The organism is Streptomyces sp. NRRL F-2664 (assembly GCF_000719345.1).
In the GTDB taxonomy this organism is placed as follows: Bacteria; Actinomycetota; Actinomycetes; order Streptomycetales; family Streptomycetaceae; genus Streptomyces.
Genome location: NZ_JOFX01000005.1, coordinates 133,709 through 150,254 on the forward strand (window position 1 = coordinate 133,709; position 16,546 = coordinate 150,254).

Annotated in this window: 13 protein-coding genes and 1 tRNA gene; 7 read left to right on the forward strand and 7 right to left on the reverse strand. The window is 72.6% G+C overall.

Features of this window, described 5'->3' with window-relative positions; all coding sequences use genetic code 11:
• Positions 1–61 precede the first annotated feature (61 nt).
• The 5 genes from IF89_RS0107920 to IF89_RS0107940 all read right to left on the reverse strand — a co-directional run bounded on the left by IF89_RS0107920 (position 62) and on the right by IF89_RS0107940 (position 7,472).
• Entirely contained in the window at positions 62–1,345 is a 1,284-nt protein-coding gene (locus IF89_RS0107920) for a phosphatase PAP2 family protein (protein WP_030763230.1), read from the reverse strand.
• Positions 1,346–1,701: 356 nt separating this feature from the next.
• Positions 1,702–4,785, reverse strand: a complete 3,084-nt coding sequence (locus IF89_RS40680) for a protein kinase domain-containing protein (RefSeq protein ID WP_051806884.1) — start codon at positions 4,783–4,785, stop codon at positions 1,702–1,704.
• 160 nt (positions 4,786–4,945) lie between these two features.
• Entirely contained in the window at positions 4,946–6,094 is a 1,149-nt protein-coding gene (locus tag IF89_RS0107930) for a hypothetical protein (RefSeq protein WP_051806885.1), read from the reverse strand.
• A 216-nt stretch (positions 6,095–6,310) separates the two neighbouring features.
• On the reverse strand, positions 6,311–7,162 hold the full coding sequence (locus tag IF89_RS0107935) for a DUF72 domain-containing protein (RefSeq protein ID WP_030763239.1): 852 nt from the start codon (positions 7,160–7,162) through the stop codon (positions 6,311–6,313).
• Positions 7,163–7,398: 236 nt separating this feature from the next.
• Positions 7,399–7,472: transfer RNA gene (locus IF89_RS0107940), tRNA-Pro, on the reverse strand.
• A gap of 109 nt (positions 7,473–7,581) precedes the next feature.
• Here IF89_RS0107940 and IF89_RS0107945 point away from each other — a divergent pair.
• A complete protein-coding gene (locus IF89_RS0107945; protein ID WP_158717825.1) occupies positions 7,582–8,058 on the forward strand; it encodes a DUF309 domain-containing protein in 477 nt (158 codons plus the stop codon).
• A gap of 28 nt (positions 8,059–8,086) precedes the next feature.
• On the opposite strand, the gene IF89_RS0107950 is transcribed toward IF89_RS0107945, so the two are convergent.
• Both IF89_RS0107950 and IF89_RS0107955 read right to left on the reverse strand, forming a co-directional pair.
• Complete coding sequence (locus IF89_RS0107950) at positions 8,087–8,482, reverse strand: VOC family protein (protein WP_030763244.1); 396 nt, start codon at positions 8,480–8,482, stop codon at positions 8,087–8,089.
• Positions 8,483–8,638: 156 nt separating this feature from the next.
• On the reverse strand, positions 8,639–9,736 hold the full coding sequence (locus IF89_RS0107955; RefSeq protein ID WP_199820478.1) for a hypothetical protein: 1,098 nt from the start codon (positions 9,734–9,736) through the stop codon (positions 8,639–8,641).
• Between the two features lie 329 nt (positions 9,737–10,065).
• Here IF89_RS0107955 and IF89_RS0107960 point away from each other — a divergent pair, with 329 nt between their 5' ends.
• The 6 genes from IF89_RS0107960 to IF89_RS0107985 all read left to right on the forward strand — a co-directional run bounded on the left by IF89_RS0107960 (position 10,066) and on the right by IF89_RS0107985 (position 16,423).
• Positions 10,066–11,031 (forward strand): ABC transporter substrate-binding protein, encoded by a 966-nt coding sequence (locus tag IF89_RS0107960; protein ID WP_030763250.1) that lies wholly within the window; start codon positions 10,066–10,068, stop codon positions 11,029–11,031.
• Positions 11,032–11,033: 2 nt separating this feature from the next.
• Entirely contained in the window at positions 11,034–11,996 is a 963-nt protein-coding gene (locus tag IF89_RS0107965; protein ID WP_030763253.1) for an amino acid ABC transporter permease, read from the forward strand.
• An 8-nt stretch (positions 11,997–12,004) separates the two neighbouring features.
• Entirely contained in the window at positions 12,005–12,757 is a 753-nt protein-coding gene (locus IF89_RS0107970; RefSeq protein ID WP_030763256.1) for an amino acid ABC transporter ATP-binding protein, read from the forward strand.
• On the forward strand, positions 12,754–13,968 hold the full coding sequence (locus tag IF89_RS0107975) for a M20/M25/M40 family metallo-hydrolase (protein ID WP_030763259.1): 1,215 nt from the start codon (positions 12,754–12,756) through the stop codon (positions 13,966–13,968). The genes IF89_RS0107970 and IF89_RS0107975 overlap by 4 nt, the downstream gene beginning before the upstream one ends.
• A 168-nt stretch (positions 13,969–14,136) precedes the next feature.
• Complete coding sequence (locus IF89_RS0107980; protein WP_030763261.1) at positions 14,137–15,429, forward strand: cyanophycinase; 1,293 nt, start codon at positions 14,137–14,139, stop codon at positions 15,427–15,429.
• A 124-nt stretch (positions 15,430–15,553) separates the two neighbouring features.
• Positions 15,554–16,423 carry a MurR/RpiR family transcriptional regulator gene (locus IF89_RS0107985; RefSeq protein ID WP_030763264.1) on the forward strand — a complete coding sequence of 290 codons (870 nt, stop codon included), beginning with the start codon at positions 15,554–15,556 and terminating at the stop codon, positions 16,421–16,423.
• The last annotated feature ends 123 nt before the right edge of the window (positions 16,424–16,546 follow it).

A 16,546-nucleotide genomic window follows, 5' to 3' on the forward strand; every position in this document is an offset into this window, starting at 1 on the left:
ACCCCTCGTTGCGGCCTTTCCCGCGCGCCCCGCAGGAGCCGGGGCGCGCGTGGCCGCTTTCTCAGACGAGTTCGGGCTGCGGTTCGCGGCGCGGCTGCGGCACGGGCACCGCCGCGGCCCGCCGCTCCCACCGCTTGGTGATCCGTACGTAGCCGTAGACGACCGAGACCATCGACAGGACGACCAGCGGTCCGAACACCCACGGGTGCTCCGCCATCTCCAGGGACAGGAAGCGGTACGACAGCAGGAGCGCGACGAACACGGCGCTGCCGTGGGCGACCAGTGCGATCGCCGTGCGGTCGCGGCCGCGGTCGAGGGTGCGCAGTGCGAGGTCGATCGTGAGGGTGAAGACCACGCCGGCGACGATGTCGGCACCGTAGTGGTAGCCGAATCCGAGGGTCGCGCCGAGCGTGGCGATCAGCCAGAACGTTCCTGCCCAGCGCAGGGCCGCGGGGGCCTTGCGGGAATGGATGAAGATCGCGGTGGCCCAGGCCGTGTGCAGGCTGGGCATGCAGTTGCGCGGGGTGAACTCGTCGAAGGGCATCGGCTGCGGAACGGTGACGGGCGGCGGCGTGTGCGGCCACAGCTCGGCCAGGGCCCACTGCCCGCCGTCGGCCCCGTACGCGAAGATCGGTCCGACGACGGGGAAGACCATGTAGATGCCCGGCCCGAGCAGTCCGATGGCCAGGAAGGTGCGCACGATGTGGTGGCGCGGGAAGCGGCGCTCGGCCGCCACGTTGCGCAGCTGGTACAGCGCGACGACGACCGCCATCACGGCCAGCTGGATGTAGACGAATTCGAGGACGCGGAAACCCACGACTCCGGTGGCCTCGACGATCCGGCCCACCACCCACGACGGATTGCCCAGCGCCTGGTCGGCGGCGGCCACGTACGGGTCGAGCACGGTCGGGCGGGTCTGCGACGTGATCAGCAGCCAGGTGTAGCCGGTCTTCCGCCCGGTCACCAGCAGCAGGGCCAGGCCGACGCCCTGGAGCAGGAGGGTCCGCTCACGACCGGTGCGGCGCGTCAGGGCGAGGACGGCGCAGGCCAGGGTGACGAGGAGGGCGCCGTTGCCGTACATCATCTCGGCGCCGACAGCCCAGCGCACGAGCCAGAAGACGAGGTCGATGCCGATCGCGGCGCCGACCGCCAGGAACCGCTGCCGCCAGGTGAGCACTACCAGCATGAGCGCCATGCTGGCGTACAGCACCGTCCCCGACTTGGGGGCGAAGACCACCTCCCGCGCCTGGTCGGTGATCGGCCCCCGCACGCCGTAACCGCGCGCGGCGATCTCCAGGGCGACGAGGAATCCGAGGGCCACTACGCTGACCGCGACGTACAGCAGGACGCGTGGTCGGCGCCATCCGGCGGACTCGGCTCCGCCGCCCTTTTGCGAAAACGCTCGCTTTACCGCAGATATCAATTTTTCAGCCGATGTTCATATGTCAACCTGATCATTGTTCGCTCGAACATGTTAGCGGAGCTGGTGGGCGGGTTCGGAAATGTGATGAACACCGCTGTGGGGAAACCGAGGGGTACGGCGGGACGCACGGGCGGAATACGGAATTCCCTCGGTCCGACGAGATTGCCGACGCTGAGCGGTGCACGCACCCCGACCACCTGACGCCCACCCCGGCACGGCGCTCGACGCCGTCCACCGGCGGGGGCGCCGCCACCGGAGCGTCCGCCGGGACGCCCCGGTCAGCCCCGCAGGCGGCGCAGACGCTCCGACCACCGGTGCCAGACGACGGCACCCGGGTGTTCGGCCGTCACGCGGGCCCTCTCCCTGGCCGCGCCGGCCACACCGCTCTCCTCGGCCCAGCGGTACCAGTCGATGGCGTTCCCGTACGCGCCGCGCTGTTCGTGGACCCGGGCGCCCTCCAGGATGGCCGCCGTGTCGCCGGCCTCCCCGGCCGCGAGCAGCCAGGACAGGGCGGCCGCGACGTGCTCGTCGCTCCCCGCCTTCAGCTGGGCACGGGCGAGCCGGCGCATGGCCCGGGTGCTGCCCGCCTCGGCGGCCCGCTGCCACCAGGCGAACGCGTTGGGCGTGTCGAGCCCCACCAGGGCGAACATGGCCTCGATGTCGCCGTCCTCGGCGAGGTCGCGGTAGCGCCGCACCACCTGCTCCAAGTGCTGTCTGCGCGCTGTGGAGTTGTTGCTCCGGCCGCGCACCGCGAGGTGCAGGCGGATGATGTCCTTGCCGACGGTACGGTCACCGAGCCGTTCGGCCCTGAGGAGGCACTGCAAGGCGGCTTCCGGCCGGTTGGACCGCTCGTACCGCACGGCCTCGGCGCGCAGGGAGTCGGCATCCGCCGACGCCTCCGGCTTCGCCGCGGCGGACCGGGGCGTCGTCCGCCCCGCCGCGACGCCCTTCCCGCCGGACACGGCGGCGGCCTTTTTCGGCACAGACTCGGCCGCGGCCTGCCGGAGCACGGGCGGAGCAGCGCCCTTCTTCGGCGCCGGCTGGGCCGCGGCCTGCTTCCGCGCAGGCACGACGGCGGCCTGCTTCGGGGCGGTGGAACCGGCGGTGCCGGCGGGACCGGTGGTACGGGCGCCCGTGGACTGCGCACGGAGGCGTTCCGCCGCCAGGGTGGCCTGGGCATGCCCCTGGTCGGAAGCGCGCATGTACCACTTCAGCGCTTCGGGTGTCCGTCCCGTCTGCTCCAGGATCTCCGCCGCGTCCACCATGGCCGCCCGGTGGCCCTTGGAGGCGGCCACGCGGAAGTGGGTCAGCGCGTCCGCGAGGGCGCCGCACTGCTTCAGGGACCGCCCGACGCAGTGCATGGCATCGGTGTTGCCCTCGGCCGCGGCCCGGCGGTACCAGTCGAGGGACTCGGCGTGCTTCTCGGGATCCGCAGCCAGCAGCTGGGCGCAGACCACCATCGCGTGGACATGGCCGGCCTCGGCGGCGCGCCGGTACCACGTGAGGGCCTCCTGCACGCGCTTCGCGCGCAGGTGCCAACCCGCCAGCTCCATCATCGACTCCACCCGGCCGCCGCAGGCGGCCGCCGCATGATCACGCATCGGCGCCGCATCCGCGTCCTGCACGGCGTCCACGGCCTCCGCGGCGTCCACGGCGTCCACGGGCTCCGCCACCTGCGCGACCTTCGTACCCGTCGCAGCTTGCGCGGCTGTCGTGGCCCGTCCGGCCCCGGCAGCCGTCGCGCCCTTCGAGGCCTTGGCACCCTGCGCGCCCTTCACCTCGGCGGCCGCTGCGCGGGCCAGCAGCCCGCGTACGCGGGCCACCGCCTCGGGGGCCTTCTCGTGGTCGCGCCCCGCTGCCCTCTCGTACCAGGTCAGGGCCTCGGCCAGGCCTCCGGGCTGCTGCTCCAGCAGGGCGCCCAGCCGCATCGCCGAGTGCAGGTCCCCGCCCTCGGCCGCCCTCCGGTAGAACGACCCGACCTGGCCCCGCAGCTCCGGGAGGTGCTGCTCGATCAGTTGTGCCGCCTCCCTGGCACCGGTCGGGTTGCCCGCCTCGGCGGCCCGGGCGAACCAGGACAGCGCTTGCCGCCAGTCCCGGACGGAGCGGCACGAGACGGCCACTTGGCGCATGGCCTCCGAGTTCCCGGCCTCGGCGGCGGCCCGGTGGCGGGCGCCCGGCTCACCCTTGTACGCCTTGCGGCCCGTGGCTTTCCCAGTGGGGGCCACCGGCGGATCCGGCGGCGCCTCGGGCGACTCCGGCGGGCCCACCTGCCGTGCGCTGGGCCCTGCGCCGGTCGGCGGCCGGGTGGTCGCTTCGTGGACCGACGCCCTGGGCGGCGTCGGCGGGAGTTCGCGCTCGCGGACCGCGCGGACGGCCGGCGCAGGAGTCGTGGCGGCAGGGGGGCGGCCGGGGCCGGGGAGGGCCGGCGGTTCGTGCCGGGCAGGCCGGTGCCGCATCGGTGCTTCGAGGTCCACAGCGAGGTCCGACAGACCGGCGAGCGCGCCGCGCAGCCCCGGCGGCAGCCACTCGTGCTCCTTCGGCGACACGCCCGGCGGCAGCAGCCGGGCGAGCTCCAGCGGCGTCGGCCGGTCCTGCGGCCTCGGGTCCAGGCAGGAGAGGACGATCTTCGCCAGGCCGTCCGGCAACCCGTCCAGCCGGTGGCGTCCGTGCAGGATGTTCGCCTGGATCTGGGCCGCTGAACCGGGGCCGAACGGATGCCGGTTCAGCGCCGCGTAGGCCAGCACCACACCGAGCGCGAAGACATCGCTCGCCGGCCCCACCCGCTCGTCCCTGAGCTGTTCCGGCGAGGCGAAGGTGACCGTGCGCGGGGCCGCCCCGGAGCCGGTCAGCGTGACGCCGTCGACCGGGGACAGGTTCCGGGCGATCCCGAAGTCGATGACGTAGGGGCCGTCCGCGGCCAGCAGGATGTTCGCGAGCTTGAGGTCGCGGTGCACCAGGTCCGCGGCGTGGATGCTGCGCAGGGCGTCCGCGAGGCCGGTCGCCAGGACCCGCCAGGTCCGCTGGGGCAGCGGGGCCCGGCAGTGGTCCAGTGCCTCCGCCAGGTCGACCCCGCGGATGTACCGGGCCGCGAGCCAGGGTGCGGCGGCGTGCGTGTCGGCGTCCACCACCTGGGCGGTGTACGTACTGTCGACCGCGCGGGCCGCCTCGACCTCGCGGGCGAAGCGGCGGCGGAAGCGCTCCGGGGCCCCTGCCAGGTGCTCCGGTCTGATCGTCTTGAGCGCCACCCCGCGGCCGAACTCGCTGCGGGCGAAGTACACGTTGCCCCAGCCGCCCCGGCCCAGCAGGGCGAACAACCGGTACGGGCCGATCGTTTCGGGATCGTCCTCCCGCAGTGGCTCCAACTCGACTCCCCCACCGATCCACCGGCCGTCGGGGCCCCGAGGGCGCAACCCCTCGTCCCCTCCGGGCCGTTTCGACTCCTGTACCGTCCTGCCGCCCGTTCCGCCGGGCCACTCGCCCCGGAACACCGTCCGCGCACCGCGGTGGGGCTCCGTGCCGGCCTCAGTCCGTGCTCGTCAGCTCCTCATCGCCCCGCACGCGCCCGGGCGGCTTCGCCCTGACGCCGTCTGCGCGTTCCCCGGGCCAGCGCTGGCCGCTGCGCCGCAGGACGACCCCGGGGACGAGTTCGATCTCGTCGTCGGGGCCGAAGCCCCGGAACAGCCGCTCCCTCGGCGCGCCCGCCGGTCCCCCCTCGACGTGCGGAAGGGGCTGCCACGGCGCCGGGTCACGCCCGGACCGCAGGGTACGGATCCGACTGCGGGCGGTGCTGGCGTCGAGGACCCTGAGGGTTCCCCGACGCGAGACGATCACCAGGTGGTGCCGGCTGATCCTGCCCCGACGGTCGTCCGAGAGGTGACCCTCCTCGATCCGGGCGAGGTGGCCGCGCCCGAGGACGTACTCGCGGCCGTCGTCCTCGATGAGGTTCTCCCACGCCCGGCACACGCCGTCGACCATGATCTTGAGCTGGAGCCGCGGGCGCCGTCTCCCGAGGTCGACCAGCAGCGTCCCGTGGACCCGGCAGACCACCTTGCCGGCCCGGATCGCCGGGCCGGGGTTGCAGGGCGTGTGCGGGCAGCGCCACGACCGCTCCAGGACCTCCGAGCGCGGGCGGCCCCGGAAATCCAGCAGGTTCCGCGCCTTGAGGTCGTCGCGCTCCCCCTCCTGGGAGATCACCCGGTCCGCGAACACCTGCATGTCGCGCGGGACCAGCCGGACCGAGCCGTCCGCACGGCGCAGCGGTTCGAGGAAGTGCTCGCGGTCGCCCTGGATCCACGGATGCTCTCCCCGGTGGCCGCGGAAGTAGTCGCGGCTGATCACCCTGGTGCCGAGCACCTTCGCATGGTCGAGCAAATCCGGGTCGGCCTTCGCGATCGAAGCGATCAGGCCCCGGTCCCACCAGTCGCGCAGCAGGGCGAGCTCGCCCGGGTCGGGGAACTCCGGTGCGGACCGAGGGTCCAGCAGGCTGTCGTCGGCGATGGCGTGGACGGTCGCCTCGGCGTCCCCGGTCCATGCCCGCAGCGCCGCGAGCACCAGCCGCAGCCGTTCGAGCGAGCGCGGCGTGCGCCCGCCGAGTTCCCGGTCTCGGACGACGTTGGAGAGGTCGACCAGGTAGTCGGCCCGGGCGGCCTCGCCCTGTAACCGACGCTCCATACGGCGGAACGCCGCCAGCTCGCTCGCCACACCTCACCCGCCCACTCGCCGACCGTACGGTGACAGGAGAAAAGGCTATCGGCATCGCGTGCGGCCCACCCGTGGACCGCACGATTCGACGGGCAGCGCTCCTCCCTGCCCCCGGCGCCGGGCGGCGACTTCGCACCGTCGGCACCCGGAGCACACCCGAGCAGGGGTCCCGGAGCGCGGGTTGGGTCAGGGGCGTTCCAGCAGACCCCGCAGCGTCTCGGCGGCACGTACGGCGGCATCACCGCAGCAGTTGTTGAACAGGACGTGCACGTCCTCGGCGCGGTCCGCCAGGAAGCGCAGGCGCGGCACCCAGTCGGCCAGTTCCTCCGGCGTGTAGGTGTGCCGGAAGCGGTCCTCCTTGCTCCCGGTCCCCCACGCGGCGCTGCGGCCGTGGAAGCGGACCACGGCGAGCTGCGCGGACGTGACGGGGGTGACGGCGGGCATCGAGGTGGGCAGCCCCTGGGCCGTGTCCACGGCCACCGCGGTGGCGTCCAAGTCCCTCAGCAGGGCGGCAGTGCGCTCCCGCCGGTCCTCGCGCCACCAGTCGGCATGCCGGAACTCCACGGCCATCGGCCACTGGTACGCCCGCTTCCTGGTGGCGTGGAGCACGCTCTCCGCCCGCGCGCCCGGAGCGAACCACGGCGGGAACTGGAACAGTACGGTGCCCAGCCGGCCGGACTCGCGCAGGGGCCGCAGGGCCGCGCCGAACCGGTGCCAGACCTCGTCGATCAGCTCCGGGTCCCCCAGGTCGTGGCCGCGCAGGTCGGCGGGCAGGGCGGCCGCGCGGGTCGGGTGGCCGGTGAGGAGGGAGAACGCCTTGACGTCGAACCGGAAGCCGGGCGGGGTGCGTTCGCTCCAGAGCTCACTGTTGCGCACGCTGGGGAGGGCGTAGTAGCCGGCGTCGACCTCCACGACGGAGAAGTGTTCGGCGTAGTGCCGCAGCCTGCCCTCCGGGTCACGCCGCCCGGGCGGGTACCATCCGCCGGCCACCAGCGCCTTGTCCGTCCACGAACACGTCCCGATCCGCAACTCGCCCATCCCGGCCGTCCTTTCGTCACGGCCCGTCTACCCGGGAAAACCCGCCCCGCCCTCCTCGCTCCGACCCCGGGCCGAGTGCGACATGGCCGACTTGCCCGAGTTCATCCTGGCGCCACGGCCGGTCGGGAGCGGAAGGGGCGTGCGAGGAGCCCCCTTGCGGGCACCATGCCCGAGGACGCACGGAAGGCCGCCCTCCCATGGATGAGAGAACGGCCTCCGACCTGCGAAAAGCAGAGTCGGGACGACAGGATTTGAACCTGCGACCCCTTGACCCCCAGTCAAGTGCGCTACCAAGCTGCGCCACGTCCCGATGTACCTGCGACCTGCGGGTTTCCCCGTGCTCGGCGGCACATGCAGAACATTACCCCACGCCGAGGGGTGTGCATGCACGGGTAATCGGCGCAGGGCAGGATGGGGGCGTGAACGCACGGGACCGGGATGGTGAGGGGCGGGCGAGGAACGCCCGGCCGAGGGACGGGCTGGGGCGACCGCTGGACTACGGGGCGCCGGGTGTGGGGCGGCAGCCCGAGGGGGTGGTGCGCTCGCCCTCGGAGACGGTGCGGGAGGCGCAGCGGCTGCTGGACGCGGGGATGCCGTTCCATGCGCACGAGGTCTTCGAGGACGCCTGGAAGTCGGGCCCCGAGGCTTCGGCGCCGTTGTGGCGCGGGCTCGCGCAGCTCGCGGTGGGGCTGACGCACGCCGCCCGGGGCAACGCGGTGGGCGGGGCGCGCCTGCTGCGGCGCGGGGCCGACGCGATCGAGGGGCTCCGCGGCACCCCGTACGGGATCGACGTACCGGGCCTGGTCCGGTGGGCCCGGGAGCTGGCGGGCCGGGTGGAGCGGGGCGGCCCGCCCGTCGACGCCGCACGGGAGGCCCCTCGGCTGGACACCCCCTGAGGACCATCCCCCCGGTCGGGGGTAGGGCCTACGGGCGGGCGGGCTGGAGCAGGTCCCAGCGGTTGCCGTACAGGTCTTCGAATACGGCGACGGAGCCGTACGGCTCGTGGCGCGGGGCCTCCAGGAAGCGGACGCCCTCGCCGGTCATCCGGGCGTGGTCGCGGGCGAAGTCGTCGGTGTACAGGAAGAAGCCGACGCGGCCGCCGGTCTGGTCGCCCACACGGGAGCGCTGGGCGTCGTCCTTGGCACGGGCCAGCAGCAGGGCGGATTCGCTCGCGCCGGGCGGGCGGACCACCACCCAGCGGGAGCCGTCAGGGCGGGGCGTGTCCTCGACCAGGTCGAAGCCGAGGGCGCGGGTGTAGAAGTCGACGGCTTCGTCGTAGTCGTGGACCACGAGGGCGGTCAGGGCGAGATGGGATGCCATGCCCTCATTGTGCGCCGACGGCCTCCGCTTCCCGTGCTGCGGGGTGGGCCCCGCGATACGGGGCCGGCGGGCCCGGGAGCCGCAGTGGCTCGGCTTCCGGGCCCGCCGGTTCGTTCCGGTACCGTGCGGCGCAGGAGAGGGCGACCGGGTGCGGTGTCAGCAGCTGGTGACGGGCGAGCCCGTGTACAGGTTGCTGTCGGCGACGCCGCCGGTGACGCTCCTGAGGTAGTAGCCGCAGGTGGGGCGGTTCTTGAAGTCGAAGGTCTGTCCGGGGGCGAGGCGCCAGATCTTGTAGCCGGAGAAGGTGAGGGGTTCACCCGGGACGGCTCTCTCGGGCTGGTGGTCGCCGAGGACGACGTAGCTTTCGGCGCCGAAGAGGGTGGCCAGGCCGTTCTTGTCGACGAAGAGGGAGCCGCCCTCTTCCACGCCCACACCCCAGGCCTTCCCGCCCGGCGCGAGCCCGTCCTTGAGGGCGCGTGCCACGAAGGCCATGGTGCGGCCCATGCGGTCGCGGGTGACGAAGTGGGAGTCGTTGATGGTGCTGCCGTAGTTCGGCCAGTCGAACATGCCCGTGGTGAACGTCGCGTACGAGTCGTAGGGGTTGGACAGGGCCTCGCTGGAGGTGATGCTGCCCCGGCAGGCGTCGTACACCACGGAGCTGTTGATGTGGTGGCCGGCGCTGCCTCCGCCGGAGCCGCCGCCCTTGGCGACGACCGACTGGACGGAGGCTCGCAGGGCCGTGGATTTCCACGCCGCGTACTTGCACTGGTCTCCGCCGGCGAAGTAGACGAACTCCGCGTTGCGGATGTCCGCGTTGGCCTGCGCGTTGTTGCCGTCGGCCGCCCTCGTCAGGGTCCATGTGGTGCACGAGTTGATGCCGCTGAGGCGTACGACGGCGTCGCATTCGGGCGTCCTGCTGCCCGAGCCCGGAGTCGATGCGGCCAGTACGACGACGTCGAGTGCGCCGGTTCCGCCCCGGACGGCGTCGACGGCCGCCGCCATGGAGTCCGGGACGATGCCGCCCGAGCCGTTCATGGTGAAGGCCGGGCCCGACCATGCGGTGCGGGCGGCGTCCTGGGAGCTGCCGAGGCGGATGCGGCTCGCAGCGGCGTGGGCCTGGTCGGCGTGCACGATGCCTGCGGCGATGACGGCGAGGACGGCCGCGAGGCCGGCCGCCGTGCGGCGCGCGGCTCGACGCCGCACCCGGGACGCGGCCGGGAACACGGGTGATGCGGGGCGGGGGAAGGGACGCATGGGTCCTCCGTGAGCAGCGGTGGGGGGCGCAGCGCGCTGCGGTGCAGCACTGCGGCACGCAGCACTGCGGCGTGCAGCAACGGAAAGTACATCCAGACCATGCCGAGCGGTAGATGTAACGCACGACTTCGACGGCTGGCGCCCCGATACCCGGATCCAGCTGCCCGGATGCTGGGACGCGGCGGCGGCCAGGGAGGGCCGGGGCGCCGTGACCGGAATGAAATATGAGTTACATCTAGCGGTTCTTCTGTCTCGCATGTAACTTCCTGCCCTGTCAGACGACGCTCTCCCCCGTCGTCGCCGGCCGATCTCCCGAGAGGGCTCCTGTGATGCCAACCTCGTCTTCCCGTAGCGCGCCGACGGCTGCCGCCCTGGCCGCCGCGATCCTCCTGACGGTCTCGGCCTGCGGGGACCCCGACCCCGAAGGCAGCCTCCCACCGGCCGCCTCCGCCGCCCCCGCCGCGCCCGTCGCCGGAGTCGCGATCGCCAAGGACGCGGCGCTCCACGCCGCGCTGCCCGAGCAGATCCGGGAGGCGGGTGTGGTGCGGGTGGCCACCGATGTCCCGTACGCGCCGTTCGAGATGTTCGTGGCGGAGGGCAAGCCGGAACTGACCGGCCTCGACTACGACCTGGGTCAGGCGCTGGGCGCCAAGCTGGGTGTGAAGTTCGCTTTCACGCCGCAGAAGTTCGACGGCATCGTGCCGGCCATCCAGGCCGGGAAGTTCGACGCGGCCATGTCGGCCATGACGGACAACAAGGAGCGGCAGGCGGTCGTCGACTTCGTCGACTACTCCGTCTCGGGTTCCGGGATCATGGTGGTCAAGGGCAACCCCGAGAAGATCACGACCTTGGACGACCTGTGCGGCAAGAAGGCCGCGGTCCAGGCTGCGACCAACCAGCTCCGTCTGCTCCAGGAACACCAGGCGAAGTGCAAGGCGGCGGGCAGGGCCGAGATCGGTGTCCAGACCTTCCCCAAGGACTCCGACGCCCAGCTCGCCCTGCGGTCCGGCAAGGTCGTCGCGCAGGTGCAGACCAAGCCCGCGGCCGGCTGGACCGCCAAGACCGCCGACAACGGGAACGCCTTCGAGGTCGTCGACGATCCCGCCGCCGCGGGCGGCTACGCCGCCTCGCCCAACGGGATCGCGGTCTCCAAGAAGCTGCCGCAGCTCAGCGACGCGATTCAGAAGGCACTGCAGGCCCTGATCGACGACGGAACCGTCACCAAGATCTTCGACAAGTACGGTGTCGCCTCCATCGCCCTCAAGGAGGCCACCAAGAACGCGGCGGTGGACTAGAGATGACCACCACCACGGCTCCCGCGGACACCGGCCGTACGGCGCCCGAGCAGCTCACGGTCGTTCCGCTGCGCCACTACGGCCGCTGGATCGCGGCCCTGGCGGCGGTCGCCGCCCTGGTCGGCGTCGCCGGATCGCTGGCGCAGAACGACAACCTCCACTGGGAGATCGTCGGCCGCTACCTCTTCGCCGACCTGATCTTCTCGGGACTGGCCACCACCCTGTGGCTCACCGTGGCGGCGATGGCCCTCGGGCTTGCTCTGGGCACGCTGGTCGCGGTGATGCGCCTGTCGACCAATCCCGTGCTGTACGGCATGTCCTCCCTCTTCGTCTGGTTCTTCCGGGGCACGCCCCTGCTGGTCCAGATCATCTTCTGGGGATACGCCGCCGCCCTCTACACGTACGTGATGATCGGTATCCCCTTCACCGACATCACCTTCTTCCGGATCGAGACGAACTCCCTGCTCACCCCGGCCGTCGCCGCACTGCTGGCGCTCGGGCTCAATGAGGCCGCGTACGCCTCGGAGATCGTCCGGGCCGGCATCCAGTCGGTGGACCCCGGCCAGACCGAGGCGGCCCATTCCCTCGGGATGCGCCCGGCGCTGACGATGCGCCGGATCGTCCTTCCCCAGGCCATGCGGGTGATCATCCCGCCCATGGGCAACGAGACGATCAACATGCTCAAGATGACCGCCCTGGTGTCGATCATCTCCGCGCACGACCTGATGTCCAACATCCAGGACGTGTACGCGCAGAACTACCAGGTCATCCCGATGCTCGTCGTCGCCAGCCTCTGGTACCTCGCCCTGGTCACCCTGCTCAGCATCCCCCAGGCGTGGCTGGAGCGCCGCTACGGCCGCGGCACCGGGCGCGGCACTCACGTCTCGCCGCTGCGCCGCATGTTCGCCGGAGCTCTCAGCCGACCCGTACGGACGACGAAGGAAGCGGAGGAGGCGGTCCGGTGAGCGTCCCCATGGTCCACGCCCGGGGCGTGCGCAAGCACTTCGGGAAGCTCGAAGTCCTCAAGGGCATCGACCTGACCGTCGAACGCGGCCAGGTGTGCTGCCTGCTCGGACCCTCCGGTTCGGGCAAGTCGACCCTGCTGCGCTGCATCAACCACCTCGACCGGGTCGACGGCGGGAAACTCGCGGTCGACGGCGACCTGGTGGGCTACCGCCAGAGCGGCCTGCGCCTGCACGAACTGCGGGAGAGGGAGGTCGCCGCGCGCCGCCGTGACATCGGCATGGTCTTCCAGCGCTTCAACCTCTTCCCCCACATGACCGCCCTCCAGAACGTCATGGAGGCCCCGGTCAACGTCTGCGGGGTCGACCGGACGCAGGCCAGGGCCGATGCCCACCACCTGTTGGAGCGGGTGGGCCTGGGCGACCGGGCCGGGCACTATCCGGCGCAGCTCTCCGGCGGACAGCAGCAACGCGTCGCCATCGCGCGCGCCCTGGCCATGAGACCCAAGCTCATGCTCTTCGACGAGCCCACCTCGGCGCTCGACCCCGAACTCGTCGGGGACGTGCTCGACGTGATGCGGCAACTCGCCGCCGACGGCATGACGATGGTGGTGGTGACCCACGAGATCGGCTTCGCACGCGAGGTCGGCGACACCGCCGTCTTCATGGACGACGGCGTCGTCGTCGAATCCGGCGATCCCCGCCAGGTCCTCGTCGAGCCACGGCAGGAACGCACCCGCGCGTTCCTCTCCAAAGTCCTGTGACCGCCCCCTCGCGGCAGCAGCTCCGTCCCACCGCGCTGCTCCCGTACGCCGAAGCGCGCCTGGAAGGCTATCTGGCCGACCTGGCGCACCTGGTCGGCATCGACTCGGGCTCCTACAGCCCCGCCGGCGTGAACCGGATGGCCGACTGGACCCGGGAGCGGCTGCTCCGGCTCGGCTTCGAGGTCGAACGCATCGCGCCTGCCCCCACCCACGGGCACCCGGTCGGCGACGTGGTCGTCGCCCGCAAACGCGGCGACCTGCCCGTCGCCGAAGGCGGCAGGCGCGTCCTGCTCGTCGCACACCTGGACACCGTGTTCGAGGACGGCACGGCGGCCGCAAGGCCCTTCGCGCTCGACGGCCGCATGGCGCGGGGGCCGGGCGTCAGCGACGACAAGGGCGGCCTCCTCGCGGGACTCGCCGCTCTGGACGTCCTCGCCGAGACCGGGGAACGGCAGTACGCCGAACTGGTCTTCCTCGCCACACCCGACGAGGAGATCGGCTCACCCGCAAGTCGCCCGGCGACGGAGGCGGCCGCCTGCGGAGCCCACTTCGCCCTCGCCCTGGAATGCGCGCGGGAGAACGGCGACCTCGTCATCGCCCGCAAGGGAGTCGCCGACTTCCGGGTGACGGTGACCGGCCGGGCCGCGCACGCCGGCATCGAACCCGAGCGCGGGGCGAACGCCGCCCTGGCCGCCGCCCACCTGGTCGTGGCCCTCCAAGCCCTCAACGGCCACTGGGACGACGTCACGGTCAACGTCGGCGTCGTCCGCGCGGGGACCAGGGCGAACATCGTCTGCCCGGAAGCCGAACTGCGGGTCGAAGTGCGATCGGCCACCGCCGCCGGCATCGGAGCGGCCAGGTCCATGATCCAAGCCGCTGCCGCGCGGCCCACCGTACCCGGCACCACCGCCACGGTGGAGCAGCTGGACCTGTGCCCGCCCATGGAGGACACCCCGGCCTCCCGCCGCATGTTCGACCGGGCCAGGAAGATCGCCGCGGACCTCGGGATACCGCTCGGCGGCGCGGCGACGGGCGGCGTGGGCGACGCCAACTTCATCGCGGGCATCGGCGTACCCACCCTGGACGGGCTCGGCCCCGTCGGCGGGGCCGACCACACCCCCGACGAATGGCTCGACACCTCCACCGTCCCCGTCCGCGTCGCGCTCCTCGCGTCCCTCGTCGCCCGACTCGGCGACAGCCGCACCGGCTGACGCCCCTTTGCGTCCCGTACCGGTTCGACCGCGCCATTGCCCGGTACGGGGCACGACCCGGCAGCCCGGTCCACCACCACGCGCCCGGCTGCCGATCGCGCCGGGACCGCGGCAGGCCCACGCCGCCGCGGTCCCGGCCACCACCGACCCCTTCCAAGGAGGCACCCCATGCGCGTCCCGATCGGAGCCCGCCGCACCACACTGGCGGGCGGCACCGCACTCCTGCTCACCCTCGCCCTCTCCCCGTCGGCCGGCGCCCACGCCGGGCACCCTGCGGGCGCCCGCGGCTCCCTCGTCCTGGTCGGCGGCGGACTGAAGGCGGACAACACCCAGGTCTACGGCGAAATCATCAGGCGGGCCGGCGGCGCCTCGGCACGGATCGGAGTGATCACCGCCTCCTCCGTTCCCGCCAGCCAGGACCCCCACGCCGCCGACCCGGACACATGCAACAATTCCGCCTGCAACGGCGCTTACTATGCCGGCCTGTTCGAGCGGCACGGCGCCGCCGACGCCCAGTGGATCCCCGTCGACCTCGACCACATCGCCAACGCCGACTCCGACGCGGTCGTCCGCCAGGTCAACTCCATGACCGGCTTCTTCTTCGGTGGCGGCGACCAGTACCGCTACGTCACCACCCTGCTCAACGGCTCCGCCCACACCGACTCCAAGGTCCTCGCGGCGATCCGCGCCAAGCTCGCCGCCGGCGCGGTCGTCGCCGGCTCCAGCGCCGGGGCCCAGATCACCGCCGGCGCCGACATGGTGACCGGAGGCGACTCGTACGAAGGACTGCGCGACGGCAGCAGCCCGGGGTACTTCGACGACGCGACCCGGCTGGCGCACCTGCCCGCCGGAGGATTCGGCTTCCTGCACTCGGGGCTGATCGACACCCACACCGGCGCCTACGGGCGCGAAGGCAGGGCCCTGCGCCTGGCCGCGGACACCGGGCACGACCGCGTCTACGCACTGGAAGAGAACACCGCGCTCATCGTGGAAGCCCCCCGCACTCCGCACGAACGCCTGGCGGTCCTGGGACCCCGCGGCGTCGCCGTCCTCGACCTCCGCCAGGCCCGTACCGCGAGGAGCTCCACCGGGGCGTGGTCGCTCACCGGTGCCCGCTACCACTACCTGACCGACGGCGACCGCTACGACCCGAACCGGTGGCGCGTCCTGCCCGGCCCGGGCAAGCGGCTCCTGATCCCGGCCTCCGCCACTCCCGTCCCCGCCAACGCGGACGTGTTCCGCTCCGCGGCCAACCCGGCGGGCGTCCCCTATTCCTTCCTGGCCACCGCGCGCGCCCTTGCGGCCGGCTCGACCCAGCGCACCGCGACCGCGACGACGTTCGAGAGCGGTCCCCGCTTCGCCGTCACCTTCAGCAAGCCGTCCGGCTTCACCGCATGGACGCAGGACGGCACCGCCGCGCAGACCATCGTCGGCATGCGCATAGCCGTCGCTCCGCAGTGACGGCGCCGCCGCGGCCACCGACGCGGCCGGACCTGCGAAGGGCAGTCGGCCGCGCCACCTCGGCGCCGTACGCTTGACGCGTCATCTCCACCCCGCATCAGCCCTCGAAGGGAGACTCCCCGGTATGGCCCCTGGCACGCTCGCCGACGAGATCCGCCTCAAGCTGGGCGACGTCAGCCCCGCCGAACGCAAGGTCGCACGCGTGCTGCTCGCCGGGTACCCCGCAGCCGGTTTCGAGACCATGGCCGTTCTGGCCGAACGCGCAGCCGTCAGCGCTCCGACCGTGCTGCGCCTGGTCAACCGACTCGGGTACCGGGGTTTCCCCGACTTCCAGGCCGCGCTGCGAGCAGAGCTCGACGAACGCAACGCCTCCCCCCTGTCCCTCTACGAGGCCACCGACTACGGCCGCGCGTCCGACCCGGACGACGACCTCTCCCTCCTCTCGCGCGGCAGCAACGTGTTCAGCGGCGCCGTGGCACAGACGCTCGCCGAACTGCCCCCGCACGACCTCCACCACGCGATCCGGCTGCTGTCGGACGGCAAACGCCGCATCACCCTGGCCGGCGGACGCTTCACCCACCTGCTGGCCCAGTACCTCGGCCTGCACCTCATGCAACTGCGGGACGACGTACGGTTCCTGCCCGACCGCGATGTCGAACGCACCGCGGTCTTCGCCGCTCTCCACCGGCGCGACGTCCTCGTCGTCTTCGACTACCGGCGCTACGAGCAGGACAAGGTCACCATGGCCGAAGCGGTGCAGGCGAACGGGGGCAAGGTCGTCCTCTTCACCGACACCTGGCTGTCGCCCGCCTCCACCCACGCAGACGTGGTCCTGCCGAGCCAGGTCGCAGCGCCCTCTCCCTACGACAGCCTGGTGCCCACCCTGGCCGTCATCGAGACGGTCGTCGCCGGGGTCCTCACCGCTCTGGGAGAGGACGCCCACCAGCGGTTGCGCCACGGGGAGGACACCGCTCGCCGCATGGGCCTGTACTGACCGCGCCGAAGGTCCCCGGCGGCTTCGGTTCGGACGGTCCGGGTGGCGGGCGGATGGCGGGGTCGGGGTGCCGTCGGTGAAGGCGGCGGACGGCGCCGCGCGCAGGGTGGGCACAATGGCCCG